Genomic DNA, 13,782 nt, shown 5'->3' on the forward strand with positions numbered 1-13,782 from the left:
GGCGCGCCGGGGGCCGCTTCGTTGTCCGCGCCAGACGCGGGGTCAGGCCGTGAGGTCGTACGACGTCTGGGCATCCAGCCACGCGTCCACCTCCCGCCAGCGGTAGCGCAGGTGACGGCCGACCTTGTGGACCCTGGGGCCGATGCCCCGGTACTTCCACTGGTAGAGCGTCTTCACCGGCACCCCGAGATACGCGGCCACGTCGGTGGGAGTGGCGAGCTGGTCACGCTCGGCGCCGGCAAGGCGCGGGGAGTGGTTCGGCAATGAGGTCTCCATATCGGAATCAGGGTTTTGGATGGCAGGCGTGGGCAACACAGCCACACCACCCATGGAGCGTCCAGAGTGAATTCTGAAACGCCCCGTTACTTCCCTCGGTGTGGCCGGGGAAGACCAAAACAGTAAGGGCGGATCGCCGGTTGCCGAAATCGCTCCCGCGGAAGCCGAAATTTTCTGCGAAGAAGCAACCGGACGAGGTGCCGGAATCCGGTACCTCGGCAGCTCAGAGGTGGCGTCCTGCGGTCAGGAGTGACGCGGCCAGCCCGCCGGACACTGCATCCAATAGGTGCTCAAATCGCCCACTTCTTTGCCGCGGAGGGAAGGTAGCACAACCTCCCTGCGGAAACGGCTCGTGATGTACCGGAATTCGACGAGACGAACACCACTTCGCCCCTGAACGACTTTTGGAGAGTTTAAGAACTAACTCTTGCCATAACGGCCGACTGCAAGTTACAGCTATCTGTCATGCCCAACCGACCTGTCGAAATAGGCCCCGCTGGCCTCCACGCCGCCCGCGCCATCGAGCACCTATGCCTCGTGCTCGGTCTGACCCAGCACCAGCTCGCCGCCCGCTGCACCGCTCTGGGCCGCCCGATGAGCAACACCGCCCTCAGCCGAACCGAACGCGCCCACCGGCGCTGCGACGTAGACGATCTCGTCGCCATCGCCACTGCGCTCGGCGTCCCTCCCGCAACCCTGCTCCTGCCGCTCCCGTCGGTGTCCAGTGATGACCGGAGGGGGTGCTAGTTGGCTCGGGTCTGGATTGAGGACCGCATAGGGCACGCGGCGTACGCACGGTCCGTCGCGGAAGCCAAGCGGGCGGGCCGTACGCCACCGGGGCGCTACCGCGTGCGCTGGTACGACCCTGACGGCAAGCCGAAGATGAAGACCTTCACCCGCAAGGTCGACGCCGAGTCGGAGCGAACGAGGATGGAGTCCCGTCTCAACGACGGCTCCTACCGCGATCCGGCCGCCGCGCGAGTGAAGTTCGCAGAGGTAGCCGAGTCCTGGCTGTCTGCGCAGATCCATCTCAAGCGTTCAACTCGAGTCCGCTATCGCGGCGTTCTCGACGTCCACGTGATCCCCAAGTGGGGCACCACCCCGCTGGACCGCATCCACTTCGAGGACATCGCCGAGTGGCTCGCGGACCTGCTGTCCGGTGAGGCGACCGGCGGCAGGAAGCTCAGCCCTCGCTCGGTCCGCAAGGCTTACGTCGTCCTCAGCCGCGTTCTCGGCTACGCGGTCCAGGCGCGTCGTCTGGTGGTCAACCCTGCGGTCGGTGTGCCCCTGCCGAAGGCGATGCCGGCCGACCACGTTTACCTCGACGACATGCAGGTCGACGCGCTGGCCAACGCGTCAGGCGCCTACCGGGTGTTCATCCTGCTGCTGGCCTACACCGGCCTGCGCTGGGGCGAGGGGTCCGCGCTGAAGGTAGGGCGCGTCGACCTTGATGCCTGCCGGGCGCACATCGTCGAGGCGTACGCCGAGGACAACGGCAAGCTCTACCTCGACACCCCCAAGAACCACGAGCGCCGATCGGTACCGATCCCGCGGTTCCTGGCCGAGGAGTTGAAGCCTCACGTCCAGGGGCGGGGAGATGAGGACCTGCTCTTCACCGCCCCGCAGGGCGGGCCACTGCGGGCCCGCAACTTCCGCCAGCGGTTCTTCGCACCGGCGGTCGCGAAGGCCGGACTGGGACACCTCAAGGTCACCCCGCACAAGCTGAGGCACACGGCAGCCTCGCTCGCCATCGCCAGCGGCGCGGACGTCAACGTCGTACAGACGATGCTGGGCCACAAGTCCGCGACGCTGACCCTGGACACGTACGGGCACCTCTTCCCGGACCGTCTGGACGAGGTCTCGAAAAAGATGCATAAGCGCCGCTCCAAGCAACTGGCCAAGGCGAAGGCCAAGCTGGAGAAGGCGGAGAAGAAGGCCCGCAAGGCTGCCGAGGCTGTGGCCGTCCTGGAGGATCCCGCGGCGTGATGTGTGCCTTATCCGTGCTGTCTATGACAGCAGGGGTTGCTTCGGCGGCGCGGCGGAGCGACCCCTGCTTTCGGGCTGCTAGGGCAGGTCGCGGCGGACCAACGCCTGAGCGAACGGTTCACCGGTGGCCCGGGCGTAGGCCATCCGCTCGCGTACCTCGCTGAGGGTGCGTGGGCGGTAGCCGGGGCCGCCGCAGCAGCTTTTGTGGAAGCGCACACCGGCGTGCAGCAGCACGGAGAGGGTGCGCCAGGCGGCGGTGTCCCGCCTCTTGGGTGCCGCGAAGGCGGAGCCGACGTGGATCAGTGGTTCGGTGCAGCGTGGACAGATCCGGTCGTGGTCGTGGTACCCGGGGTAGGGCTGCTTGTACGAGGCCCGGCAGCGCAGGCAAACGTACGAGGTCTTGGCATGGGCCATGCGGGAAGGATAGAGCCACCACAGGGTCGGGTTCGACAGATTTCCGGCATGCTGCGCAGGCCCTTCGGCAAAGGTGGGGCGGCGAGGGCCGACCGTACTTGCTTCTACTCGCCTCTTCGGAGTGCTGCGTCGACGGCGTCAGCAGCATCCCTCGCGGCCAGCTCGCTGATCTCTCTGGGGACCTCGCGGTCGTCGTACACGAAGAGTCTTGCGTCGACGACGTGGGTCTTCGGTTGCCAGCCGAGACGACGGCCCGCCTCGCGTGCAGCACGGCGGACGTCGTTCAGTTCGCCCATCTCCTCAAGATCGCCGCTGCTCAGGATCAGCTGCCCGTGGTAGCCCCGGTGGCGAGGCTTCAGTGAAGCCCGCATCAGGCTCTCCAAGCGGTCAACCAGCTTGTCGTGCCGGCGCCGGGCCAGCTCGTCCTTCGCGGGCATCTCGCACAGCTCCCCACCTCTGCCCGCAGCCGCATGTGTGCCATATGTGTGCTGCGAGTACGAAGGCCCTCCCGTCCGATGGACGGAAGGGCCTCTGACCTGGCGTTTTGCTGTGCCCCCGGCAGGATTCGAACCTGCGACACCCGCTTTAGGAGAGCGGTGCTCTATCCCCTGAGCTACGAAGGCGGGGATCTGTCGGAAACCGTGTCTGAAATTGGTGCCCAGGTGGGCCGGCCTCAAGCAGACAGGATGCCGACAGTGTTGCGATGGCAGGGCTGGCCTGCAGCTGTGCCACCGCCCACAGTGTAGCGGCTGGCGCGCCGTCGGCTGGAGGTTGGTGATGTTGGCTGTCGGGTGTGCAGGTCAGATGAGGCGTTCGTCCTCGGTGCAGGGGGCCGCCTTCGTGGGGGTGGCGGCCCGCTGGGGTTTCCGCAGCACGGCGCACTTCAGCCGGGCCTTGAACATGGCGTGGTCCCAGCTGATGGAGGCGCTGCTGACCGAGCGCCGCCCCGACCGGCCGGTACCCCCGACCGGCCGGTACCCCCGATGGCCGTTACCGCCGATGTCCGGTACCCCCAATGTCCGGTACCGCAGCGATCGGGGCGGTTGTGCATCTGCCGGCCACCGCCATCGAGGAGGGCCGTGACCTGTCCTCGATGACGGCATCCTGGCCTGCACCGCCTACCGTCTGCTGCCCGCCGGACGGCCCGGCCTCACTTCAGGTGTCGGTCCAAGAACCGGCATCCGTCCTCCAGCTCGAACGACGGGGTGCCGGTGTGGCCTCCCAGATTGGCGTGCAGCGTCTTCTCCTTGCTGCCGAAGGCGTCGAACAGGTCCAGGGCCCGTTGCCGGGGGTTCCCTTCGTCGTCCCACTGCAGCAGGAACAGCAGCGGAACGGTGACCTGCCGGGCCTCCTCGCGCTGGGCGCGGGGCACGTACCCCCCGGCGAAGAAGCCTGCGGCCGCGATGCGCGGCTCGACCACCGCCAGCCGGATGCCGAGGGCGGTCCATCCCCCGGAGTACCCGACCGGGCCGTCGATCTCGGGCAGCTCGAGGAGGGCGTCCAGAGTGGTCTGCCATTCCGGTACCGCGTTTTCGACCAGTGGGCCGATGAAGGACTCGAAGATCTCGTCGACCGGTTCGCCGGCCTGCATCGCCCGCCGGAGTTCCGCACGGGCCTGATCGTCGGCGGCGGAGCGGGGACGGTCACCGCACCCGGCGGCGTCGATGGTGGCCACCGCGTAGCCGCGCGCCGCGGTGTACCGGGCCCGGGCCACCAGCCGGGGTTCAGCCTTGGGCAGGCCGTTGTTGTGGGCCATCAGGACCAGCGGGGCCGGTGCGGATCCGGGCGTCCACAGGGTGCCGGGGATCTCGCCGAGGGTGAATTCGCGCTCGAGGACGCCGTCGTCGAGGCCCTTTTCAGAAGTGAATCGCATGGTCGTGCCTTTCGGGAGTGCTCCTGAACGGCGCTCCCGGACGACCTATCGCCCGACCGTGACCCCGGAGGGGAGCACCCATGTCGATACTGCGTTCACGGGTACCACCTCCTCGTTCTCTCGCACGGCCTCCGGGAGGCTAGCAACGGTCGCCGTGGTCCGCCAACGGGTTTTCGCGGAGGCTCCGTGGCCGGATGCCGCCTCACCACACTGGAAACGGTCTTGATACGGCAACCGCACTCAGCTTGGTGCCCGACCACAATGCCGTTGACTTCGGGCACGCCCCCGCCCGCGCACTCTCAAGAGTGCCTCCGCCTCGGACTTCGCTACGGCAGGCGGTCGGTGCCGCTGTCCGGTTCTCGAGGGCGCTCTTCGTCGGTTCGGTCAGGTCGATGGCGTCCGCGGTGTAGGTGATCGTGGAGTAGGCGATGGTGCCGTCCTCGCTGACCGCGCCGGTCTCAAAGGGGTCGGTGGTCGACGCGACCTGATCGCCTCCGTCCAGCGAGCCGAGCGTGTCCTCGACGGCCGCCTTGTTCTGCCTGGCCGTCACCCGCTGCCCGTCCGGGGCCCGGCACACCAAGCGGGCCTCCGCACCCTGGGAGTTGCTCTGGGGGAAGCGCTCGTCCAGCAGGTCGAAAGCCTTCTGCGACTCGGTGCCGGGCATGGAGAGGTCCTCCTCCCCGGCCGGCGCCATGGCGGCGGCGGCGACGGCCAGCACCAGGACACCCAGCCACAGACCACCCACGAGCCGGCGCCGCCGGAAGGCCAACCGTCCGATCCGGTAAGGAAATGTCGCCATGTGCTGATCACTCCAGACGCCGTGAGGCAAGGGGAAGGCGTGAGATTCACGCGCCTCCAACCCTTCACTCCGGCGCCCCGCCGGGCATCGTCCCCAGCTGCCGTCTTCCCCTGGTGCACCCGGACCAGCCACTCACGTGTCCTGGTGCCCGCGCACTACAGGCCGACCTGGGCGGACCGGCCATCTGTCCCGTAGTCCGTCCTGAAACGGGGCCCCGTCCAGGCGGGGAGTGGCGAGGTCAGGGCAGTACGACGATCTTGCGTCCCTGGCCGGCGGCGAACCGGTCCAGTGCCTGGGGGTACTCCGTCAGGGGCAGGCGGTGGCTGATGAAGACCTGGGGGTCGAGCACTCCCGTTGCGAAGAGTTCCGCCGCGCGCTCGTAGCTGTGCAGCACCGCCATGGAGCCGGTGATGGTGATCTCCTGGTTGTAGATGCGGTACGGCGAGATGGTGGCCGTCGTCGCGTAGTCGGAGACCCCGAACTGCAGGAACGTGCCCGCCTTGGCGACCCGGTCCAGGCCGTCCTGGATGGCGGCGGCGTTGCCGGTCGCGTCGACCACCACGTCCCAGCCCGTCGGTCGTCCCAACTCGTCGGCCGACGATGCCGACTGTGAACAGCCCAGCTTCTCGGCCGTCGCCAGCCGTTCCGCGTTGACGTCGACGACGTCCACCGAGGCCGCACCGGTGCGCTTGGCCAGCTCCAGCATCATCAGGCCCATCGTTCCGCTGCCGTAGATGAGGACATGGGAGCCGAGCCGGCTGTTGAGCACGTCGTAACCGCGTACGGCGCAGGACAGCGGCTCGATCAGGGCCGCGTCCTGGACGTCCACGTGGTCCGGCAGCCGTACGCAGTTGGCGACGGGTGCCACGGCGTACTCGGCGGCGCCACCGGCCACGGTCACGCCGATCGCCTGCCACCGGTCGCAGAGGTTGTTCCGGCCGGCCCGGCAGTACCGGCACTCGTTGCAATACAGGGAGGGGTCCACGGCGACCCGGTCGCCGAGCGCGAGTTCGGTGACCTCGCTGCCGAGGCCCACGACCTCCCCGGCGAACTCGTGACCGGGGACGATGGGCAGTCTCGGCGCGAACTCGCCCTGGAGGATGTGGAGATCGGTACCGCACAGCCCGCAGGCCGCCACGTCGACCACGACCTCGCGCGGACCGGGAGTGGGATCGGGCACCGTGGTGACGTTGACCTTGCCGGGGGCTTCGATGACAGCGGCTTTCACTTGACTGCTCCTAGGGACAGGCCGCGGACGAGTTTGTCCTGGGCGGCGAAGCCGGCGATGAGGACGGGGAGGGAGACGAGGGTGGCGGCGGCGCAGAGGCGGGCGAGGAAGAGGCCTTCGTTGGTGATGAAGCCGACGAGGAAGACGGGTGCGGTGGAGGCCTGGGTGGCGGTGAGGTTGACGGCGAACATGAACTCGTTCCAGCTGAAGATGAAGCAGATCAGCGAGGTGGCGGCGAGTCCGGGCATGGCGACGGGGGCGACGATGCGCCACAGGACGGTGAGCAGGCCCGCTCCGTCGACCTCGGCGGCTTCCAGGATCTCCTTGGGGACTTCGGCGAGGAAGGAGCGCATCATCCACACGGCGATCGGGAGGTTCATGGCGGTGTAGAGGACGATCAGCGTCCATACGTTGTCGAGCATCCCGGCGTCCTTGACGATCAGGTACACCGGCAGGAGGGCCGCGATGGCCGGGAGGAACTTGGTGGACAGGAAGAAGAACATCACGTCGGTCCATTTGCGGACCGGTTTGATGGACAGCGCGTAGGCCGTCGGTACCGCGAGGGCGAGCACCAGCAGGGTGGAGATGACGCTGGCCATGGCGGAGTTGAGGAGGAAGGGGGTGATGTCCCGGCTGAAGAGGAGTTTGTACTGGTCCAGGGTGAGGGGGGCCAGGGGGGTGGGCGGGTTGGTCGCGGCGTCCGCCTCCTGGTGGAAGGAGGTGAGCACCATCCATGCCACGGGTGCGAAGAAGGCGAGGGTGGCGAGCCAGGCGACGAACGTCCACAGCGGCGACAGCCGAGGCGCACCGCCCTGGTCGTCGCCTTGGCGCAGGAGCTTCTTGAACCTTGCCCCTGGGGCGGCGATTGCTGCGTGAGCGGTCATCGGGATACCTCCTCGCGGAAGAGGGATGCGATGGTGCGCAGGGCGAAGGTGGCGATCACGATCGAGCCGAGGACGACGACGACGCCGGCGGCGGCTGCCTGGCCGTACTCGTATTTGCGGAACATGGTCAGGTAGATCTCGTAGGGCAGGTTGGTGGTCTGGGAGCCGGGGCCGCCCTGGGTGATGGTGTAGACGGCGTCGAAGGTCTGCACGACGTAGATGGTGCCGAGGAGGATGCCCAGTTCGAGGTACTGGCGCAGGTGGGGCAGGGTGATGTGGCGGAAGGTGGCCGTCGCGGATGCGCCGTCCATGCGGGCTGCTTCCAGGACGTCGCCGGGTTGTGCCTGCAGGCCGGCCAGGAGGATCAGCATCATGAACGGGGTCCACTGCCAGACCAGGGAGACGACGACGGCGGGCATGGGGTAGGAGGAGATCCAGTCGATGGTGGGGCCGTTGGAGGCGCCGAAGAGTCGCCAGAGGGCGTTGAGGGTGCCGTTGAGCAGGCCGTAGTCGGGGTTGTAGATGGCGTGTTTCCACAAGAGTGCGGCGGCGACGGGCATGACGAGGAACGGGGAGATGAGCAGGGTGCGGGCCAGTCCCCGGCCGAAGAACCTGCGGTCGAGGAGCATGGCCAGGCCGAGGCCGAGGATGACGCTGATGAGGACGACCGACGCGGTCAGGACGACGGTGTTCAGGACGGCGGTGCGCAGCCGTTCGTCGGTGAAGACGAACCGGAAGTTGGACAGGCCGACGAAGTGGCGCTGGCCCGGTTTGAGGATGTTCCACTGGAAGGTGGAGATCACCAGCGTGGCCACGAAGGGGAGTTGGGTGACGACGATGGTGAAGATCAGCGCCGGCAGCAGTGGGGCGCGGCGCTTCCATTTGCTGAAGCCGGAGGACTTTTGGACACGGGTGGGTGGTGGTGCTGTGTCGGGGGGTGCGGTGAGCGTGGTCATGAAGGGTTCCTCCGCCAGTGACGGCCGGGGTCGGGGAAGTGACGCCCGGCCGGTGGGAGCACCGGCCGGGCGCTGAGGGTCACTTCTGGTAGTTCTTCGCGACGGTCTCGGCGAGTTTTTGGCCGTCGTCGAGTGCGGTGTCCACGCTGGTCTTGCCGGCGATGGCGGCGGAGATCTCCTGGGTGACCTTGGTGCCCAGGTCCTGGAACTCGGGGATGGCCACGTACTGGACGCCGACCGTCGGGCGGGGCTGGATGCCGGGGTTGGCCGGGTCGGCCGCCTCGATGGACTTCAGGGTGAGGTCACCGAAGGAGGCGGCGGCCTTCTGGTACTGGGGGATGTCGTAGGTGCTGGCCCGCTTGCCGGCCGGGACGCGGGCCCAGCCGAGTTTGTCGCCGACGAGCTGTTCGTACTTCTTGCTGGAGGCCCACAGCATGAACTTCGAGGCGGCGTCGGCGTTCTTCGTCGTCTTGGGCATCGCCCACGCCCAGGCCCACAGCCAGCCGCTGGCCTTGGTCTTGACGGTGGGCGCGTAGGCGTATCCGACATGGCCGGCGATCTTGCTGGAGGCGGGGTCCTCCAGCGAGCCGGCCGCGCTGGTCGCGTCGTACCACATCGCGACCTTCTTCTGGCTCATCGCGTTCAGGCACTCGGTGAACCCGGCCTGCGGCGCGCCCGCCTCACCGTGCTGTTTGACCAGATCGACGTAGAAGGTGGTGGCTTTCTTGAAGGCGGGGCTGTTGACCTGGGCCTTCCAGTCCTTGGTGAACCAGGTGCCGCCGAAGGTGTTGACCACACTCGTCAGCGGGGCCCCGAGTTCGCCCCAGCCGGCGAGGCCGCGCAGGCAGATGCCCCGCATGCCGGGCTCGGCGCCGTCGACCTTGGCGGCGATGTCGGCGATCTGCTGCCAGGTCGGGTGCTCGGGCACCGTGACGCCCTTGGCCTTCATGACGTCCTTGTTGTACATGAGGAAGGACGACTCGCCGTAGAACGGCAGGGCGTAGAGCTTGCCGTCGGAGCCGGACAGGGACTGGACCATCGGTTTGAGGAGGTCGGCCTTGTCGAAGCCGGTGTCCTTGTCGGCGTAGGAGCCGAGTTCGTGCAGCCAGCCGTTCTTGGTCCAGATGGGTACCTCGTAGGCGCCGATGGTGGCGACGTCGTACTGGCCGGCCTGGGTGGCGATGTCCTGGGTGACCTTGTCGCGGAGCTCGTTCTCGGGCAGGACCGTGAAGTTGACCTTGATGCCGGTGTCCTTGGTGAAGGTGCTCTTGGTCAGCTTCGCGATGTCCTCCATCTGCGGGTTGCCGACCATCAGCACGTTGATGCTCTTGCCGCCGCCGGAGGACCCGCCGGCCCCGGCTCCGGAACACGCGGTGGCGAGCAGGGCCGTGGCGGCGGCGCCCGCGAGGAGGACATATCTGGTCGATGGCATGACTGACTCCAGGAGTGTGCGAGGGCATGGGGAACCAGGGCCCCGGCCTTACGGGGGGTGGAATGGGGAGAGGAACTGCGGCTCAGGCCTGGATGACCTGGGGACCCAGCAGTGCGTAGTGGTGGGCCTCGGAGGTGTGCAGCCCCGCGTCGGTGACGATGGCCTCGAAATCCATGACGTTCGCGAACCGGCAGAAGCTGACGGCACCGAACTTCGTGTGGACGCCGGAGAACACCCGGCGTTTGGCGACCCGCATGACCTCGGCCTTCACCTCGCCGACCGCGGGATCGGGGGTGGTGAGTCCGTACTCGCGGGAGATGCCGTTCGCGCCGACGTACGCCAGGTCGATGACGAAGTCGGCCAGCATGCGGGTCGCCCAGTGGTCGACCGTGGCCAGCGTCCCGCCACGCACCCGCCCGCCGAGCAGCAGCACGGCGATGTTCTCGGCGGGAGCCAGGGCACCCGCGGTGGCCAGCGAGGAGGTGACCACGGTCAGTGGCCGGTCGCGGGGGAGGGCGGCGGCGATGAGCTGCGGGGTGTAGCCCTCGTCGAGGTAGACGGTCTCGGCGTCCCCGAGCAGTGCGGCCGCGGCGGCAGCGATCCGGGACTTCTCGGGGATGTGCATGGTGGTACGGAAGGCGAGCGTGGTCTCGAAGCCCGCGCTCTCCACGGGATGGGCACCGCCGTGGGTGCGCCGGACCAGCCCGTGTCTCTCCAGTGCGTTCAGGTCGCGCCGCACGGTCTCCTTGGAGACCCCCAGTTCGGCGGCGAGTTCTCCTACATCGACAGATCCCTCACGGCGTGCCGTTTCCAGGATTCCGCGTCTTCGTTCCTCGGTGTCCACGGCGACACCTCCGTTTCACGGCTCCGCAAGTCGCGCCCGAGTGGGCTGCGTTCCGGAGCCCGGCCCGGCGGGCTCTGGTGGCCAAATTTCTACTAGTCGATTGCGGTTACTGGCCAGGTTCGCCGCGACGCGGTTCGTGACCGAATATGCCCGTTTTTCGGAGTGTGGATCCCCTGGTTGACGCGGTGGAGGGCGCTGGAGCGCGGAGGTCGCTGCCTGCTAGCCGCCCGGGATGTGCCCGATCGCTGCCCGTATGTCCGAAAGGATCAGGACACGGTGGCCAGGGGGCCGGTGTGGGCTTGACCTCAAGTTAGGTTGAGATTTTACGTTCCTTGCATGCATACACATCCGCTCAAGATCGGCGTTCTCATCGGCAGTGTTCGGGCCGGGCGGTTCGCCGACAAGGTCGCCGACTGGTTCGTGTCCGAGGCTCGGAAGCGGGAGGACATGGAGATCCATGTGATCGACTTGGCCGAGCCCGCCCTCGCCGCCGAGCTGGGGCTGAGGGTCGACGGATCCGGTGATCATTCCGGTGGGGGTTCCGGTGGGGACTCCGGTGATGACTCAGGTGGGGACTCCGGTGAAGACTCCGGTGGTCAATCCCGTGACGCTCCGCGGCTCGCGCAGCGGATCGGTGAGGTTGACGCGTTCGTCGTCGTCACGCCCGAGTACAACCACGGGTATCCGGCCGCGCTGAAGCTGGCACTCGATCATGTCCACCGTGAGTGGCAGGCCAAGCCGGTCGGGTTCGTGTCCTACGGGGGGATGGCCGGCGGGCAGCGGGCCGTGGAGCAACTGCGGCAGGTTTTCGCCGAGTTGCATGCCGTCACGGTCCGGGACACCGTCAGTTTTCACATGGCCTGGGAGCAGTTCGACGAACGGGGGCGGCCACGGGACCCGGAGGGTGTGGGCAAGGCGGCCGCCGTGCTGCTCGACCAGCTCGCCTGGTGGGGGATCACCCTGCGGGAGGGGCGGACCGCCCGGGCGTACGCGGGGTGAGGCGGGAGTCCAGCCCAACTGGTACCTGTGACACAGCCAGACGGCAGTCAGACGGCTGTTGGCCAGCAGCCAGACGGTAACTAGTACAGCTTCAGCCGTACGAACCGTCCCGCCACTCCCAACTCCGTTTCGATGCGTGCCGCCGTCGTCCTCAGCTCCGGCAGGATGTCCTGGACGCATTCCTCCGCCGTGCGGCGGGCCGCGTGCAGGGCCACGTTCGCCGCGGCGACCACCGTGCCGGTGCGGTCGTGGATCGGTACGGCGATCGAGCGCAGACCGTCCTCCCACTCCTCGTCGAGAAGGGCGTAACCCTGCTCTCGTACGTCCTCCAGTACCTGGGGAGGTACGGAAGAGGTCCCCTTCTCCTCTCGCGCCGCCAGCAGCACACGGCCGAGTGACGTCGCCGGTGCCGGGAGGCGCGTACCGACCGTGATGTCCACGCTCATCACACGGTCCGCGGCTGCCCGGGCCGTGTACTGGATCTCCTCGCCCGTCGGGGTCAGGACCGCCAGTGACGCCGACTCGTGGAGCCGGGCGGCCAGTTCCGCCAGGTGCGGGTCGGCGATGCGGGGGAGCGAGGTGCGGGAGAGGGGCGGGAAGCCGAGGGACAGGACGCGGGGGGTGAGGGCGAACGTGCGGTGCGGGCCCGGGGCCACCAGGCCCAGGTGCTCGTACGTGATCAACGCCCGGCGTGCGGTCGCGCGCGCCAGGCCGGTCGCCTGCGCCACCTCCGTCAGGGTCAGCGCGGGCCTGCCCTCGCCGAACGCCGTCAGGACCGTCAGCCCACGGGCCAGCGACTCGATGAACTCCCTGCCCAGCCTCTGCTTCGACGCCCCGGTCCAGGCTGCCAGGCCCGTCGGCTCGCCGGACACCGGCTCCGGTGCGCCCGTATCCCGCAGCACCCCCTCCATCTCCGCCACCGCCGTCCGCAGCCGGGGAAGCAGCGTGTCGCGCAGGTCGGTCGCGGTGTGGCGGCTGGTGTGGCTCACCACGCTCGCCACGCAGGCGATCCGGCCGGTACCGGGATCCCGTACCGGTACGGAGACGGCGACCAGCCCCGGTTCGATCAACTGGTCGTCCAGCGCCCAGCCGTTCTGGCGCGCACGGGCGGCACGCCGTTCGAAGTCGGAGTCGAAGTCGGAGTCGGCGGAGTCCGCGGCGGCCTCCGGGGAGGTGCGTTCCCGTGGCGGTACGGCCGGAAAGCCGCGGTCCTCCGGGTCCGCCGCCCGGCGCTCCCGCCACGCCCGCCACTGCTCCCGTGTCCATTCCGACGCGAACAGCGGGCCGGGGGCGGTGCGTTCGGCCGGGAGCAGGTCACCGATGCGGAAGCTCAGGGACATGGCGCGGCGGCGGGTGGCCTGGTGGATGAAGCGGATGCCGTCGAGGTCGCCGACCGCAAGGGAGACCGACTCGTCCAACTCGTCGGCGAGGGCGTCCGCGTGGGCGGCCAGGAGGGCGGGCAGGCGCAGGGCGGCCAGGTAGGCGTTGCCCAGTTCCATCAGGCGGGGCGCGAGGACGACGTCCCGGCCGTCGAGGCATACGTATCCCATGGCGGCGAGGGTGGAGGTGATCCGGTCCACGGTGGAGCGGGCGAGACCGGTGGCCCTCTCAAGCGCGCTCGGGCTCAACGTGCCCCCGGCGTCGGTGAGTCGCCGCAGCACGGAGACGCCCCGGATCAACGGCGCGACCGCCTCGGCCGGAACGGCCGGTACGACCTCCCCAGCCGGTACGACCTCCCCAGCCGGTACGGCGGCTGCCGCGACGGCCGCCCCGCGCATCGGCTCACCGGCCGACGCGCTCGCCGCCGCGCCGGCCGACCCGGCCATCGCCCCACCGGCCGCCCCGCTCATCGGCCCGCCGGCCGAATCAGCCGACCCGTCCCCCGACTCGTCGGCGCCGCCGGGCCACCTCACAGCGCGCCCCTGCGGGCAGTCGTCGGCCTGTCGTCGGACTCTCGTCCAAGGAACGTCTCAGCGGGCATCGGCTCTCCGGTACGGCGATCGCGGCAGGCCTACCGTAATCCGGCGGGCTGATCTTCGGACCCCTCCCGTGCCGGCCTCCCGTGCCGGCCTCCCGTGCCGGCCGCCCGTG

At 68.7% G+C, this 13,782-nt stretch carries 14 protein-coding genes, 1 tRNA gene and 1 pseudogene; 3 read left to right on the plus strand and 13 right to left on the minus strand.

Annotation, left to right across the window (positions count from 1 at the left end; all coding sequences use genetic code 11):
• Nucleotides 1-42 precede the first annotated feature (42 nt).
• Entirely contained in the window at nt 43-276 is a 234-nt protein-coding gene (locus ACIBK3_RS35780) for a helix-turn-helix transcriptional regulator (protein ID WP_399371824.1), read from the minus strand.
• A 465-nt stretch (nt 277-741) separates the two neighbouring features.
• On the opposite strand from ACIBK3_RS35780, the gene ACIBK3_RS35785 reads away from it, so the two are divergent.
• The gene (locus ACIBK3_RS35785; RefSeq protein WP_399371826.1) at nt 742-1,023 is read left to right on the plus strand and encodes a helix-turn-helix domain-containing protein; all 282 of its coding nucleotides are present in this window, start codon (nt 742-744) and stop codon (nt 1,021-1,023) included.
• Entirely contained in the window at nt 1,024-2,262 is a 1,239-nt protein-coding gene (locus ACIBK3_RS35790; protein ID WP_399371828.1) for a tyrosine-type recombinase/integrase, read from the plus strand.
• 78 nt (nt 2,263-2,340) lie between these two features.
• On the opposite strand, the gene ACIBK3_RS35795 is transcribed toward ACIBK3_RS35790, so the two are convergent.
• The 11 genes and pseudogenes from ACIBK3_RS35795 to ACIBK3_RS35845 form a co-directional block, all read right to left on the minus strand.
• Nucleotides 2,341-2,676: a deoxyxylulose-5-phosphate synthase gene (locus tag ACIBK3_RS35795; RefSeq protein WP_399371829.1), complete on the minus strand. Its 336-nt coding sequence runs from the start codon at nt 2,674-2,676 to the stop codon at nt 2,341-2,343.
• A gap of 104 nt (nt 2,677-2,780) precedes the next feature.
• Complete coding sequence (locus ACIBK3_RS35800) at nt 2,781-3,113, minus strand: hypothetical protein (protein ID WP_399371831.1); 333 nt, start codon at nt 3,111-3,113, stop codon at nt 2,781-2,783.
• Between the two features lie 113 nt (nt 3,114-3,226).
• Nucleotides 3,227-3,299 (minus strand) — tRNA-Arg (locus ACIBK3_RS35805).
• Between the two features lie 177 nt (nt 3,300-3,476).
• Entirely contained in the window at nt 3,477-3,692 is a 216-nt protein-coding gene (locus tag ACIBK3_RS35810) for a hypothetical protein (protein ID WP_399371832.1), read from the minus strand.
• Nucleotides 3,693-3,826: 134 nt separating this feature from the next.
• Nucleotides 3,827-4,549: a dienelactone hydrolase family protein gene (locus ACIBK3_RS35815; RefSeq protein WP_399371833.1), complete on the minus strand. Its 723-nt coding sequence runs from the start codon at nt 4,547-4,549 to the stop codon at nt 3,827-3,829.
• A gap of 354 nt (nt 4,550-4,903) precedes the next feature.
• Nucleotides 4,904-5,348 (minus strand): annotated as a pseudogene (locus ACIBK3_RS35820) (MMPL family transporter); the annotation flags it as partial.
• A gap of 238 nt (nt 5,349-5,586) precedes the next feature.
• The gene (locus tag ACIBK3_RS35825) at nt 5,587-6,576 is read right to left on the minus strand and encodes a zinc-dependent alcohol dehydrogenase family protein (protein ID WP_399371835.1); all 990 of its coding nucleotides are present in this window, start codon (nt 6,574-6,576) and stop codon (nt 5,587-5,589) included.
• Nucleotides 6,573-7,460 (minus strand): carbohydrate ABC transporter permease, encoded by an 888-nt coding sequence (locus ACIBK3_RS35830; RefSeq protein ID WP_399371836.1) that lies wholly within the window; start codon nt 7,458-7,460, stop codon nt 6,573-6,575. The genes ACIBK3_RS35825 and ACIBK3_RS35830 overlap by 4 nt, the downstream gene beginning before the upstream one ends.
• Nucleotides 7,457-8,416, minus strand: a complete 960-nt coding sequence (locus ACIBK3_RS35835; RefSeq protein ID WP_399371837.1) for a carbohydrate ABC transporter permease — start codon at nt 8,414-8,416, stop codon at nt 7,457-7,459. Before ACIBK3_RS35835 ends, ACIBK3_RS35830 begins: the two co-directional genes overlap by 4 nt.
• Nucleotides 8,417-8,495: 79 nt before the next feature.
• Complete coding sequence (locus ACIBK3_RS35840) at nt 8,496-9,848, minus strand: ABC transporter substrate-binding protein (protein WP_399371838.1); 1,353 nt, start codon at nt 9,846-9,848, stop codon at nt 8,496-8,498.
• 82 nt (nt 9,849-9,930) lie between these two features.
• Entirely contained in the window at nt 9,931-10,692 is a 762-nt protein-coding gene (locus ACIBK3_RS35845; protein ID WP_399371840.1) for a DeoR/GlpR family DNA-binding transcription regulator, read from the minus strand.
• A gap of 336 nt (nt 10,693-11,028) precedes the next feature.
• Between ACIBK3_RS35845 and ACIBK3_RS35850 the strand changes: the two genes are divergently transcribed.
• Complete coding sequence (locus ACIBK3_RS35850; RefSeq protein ID WP_399371841.1) at nt 11,029-11,691, plus strand: NADPH-dependent FMN reductase; 663 nt, start codon at nt 11,029-11,031, stop codon at nt 11,689-11,691.
• A gap of 80 nt (nt 11,692-11,771) precedes the next feature.
• Here ACIBK3_RS35850 and ACIBK3_RS35855 read toward each other — a convergent pair whose 3' ends face one another.
• Nucleotides 11,772-13,469, minus strand: a complete 1,698-nt coding sequence (locus tag ACIBK3_RS35855; protein WP_399372019.1) for an IclR family transcriptional regulator C-terminal domain-containing protein — start codon at nt 13,467-13,469, stop codon at nt 11,772-11,774.
• Nucleotides 13,470-13,782 lie beyond the last annotated feature (313 nt).

The sequence above is a fragment of the Streptomyces sp. NPDC050287 genome, from assembly GCF_044459385.1.
Lineage (GTDB): Bacteria > Actinomycetota > Actinomycetes > Streptomycetales > Streptomycetaceae > Streptomyces.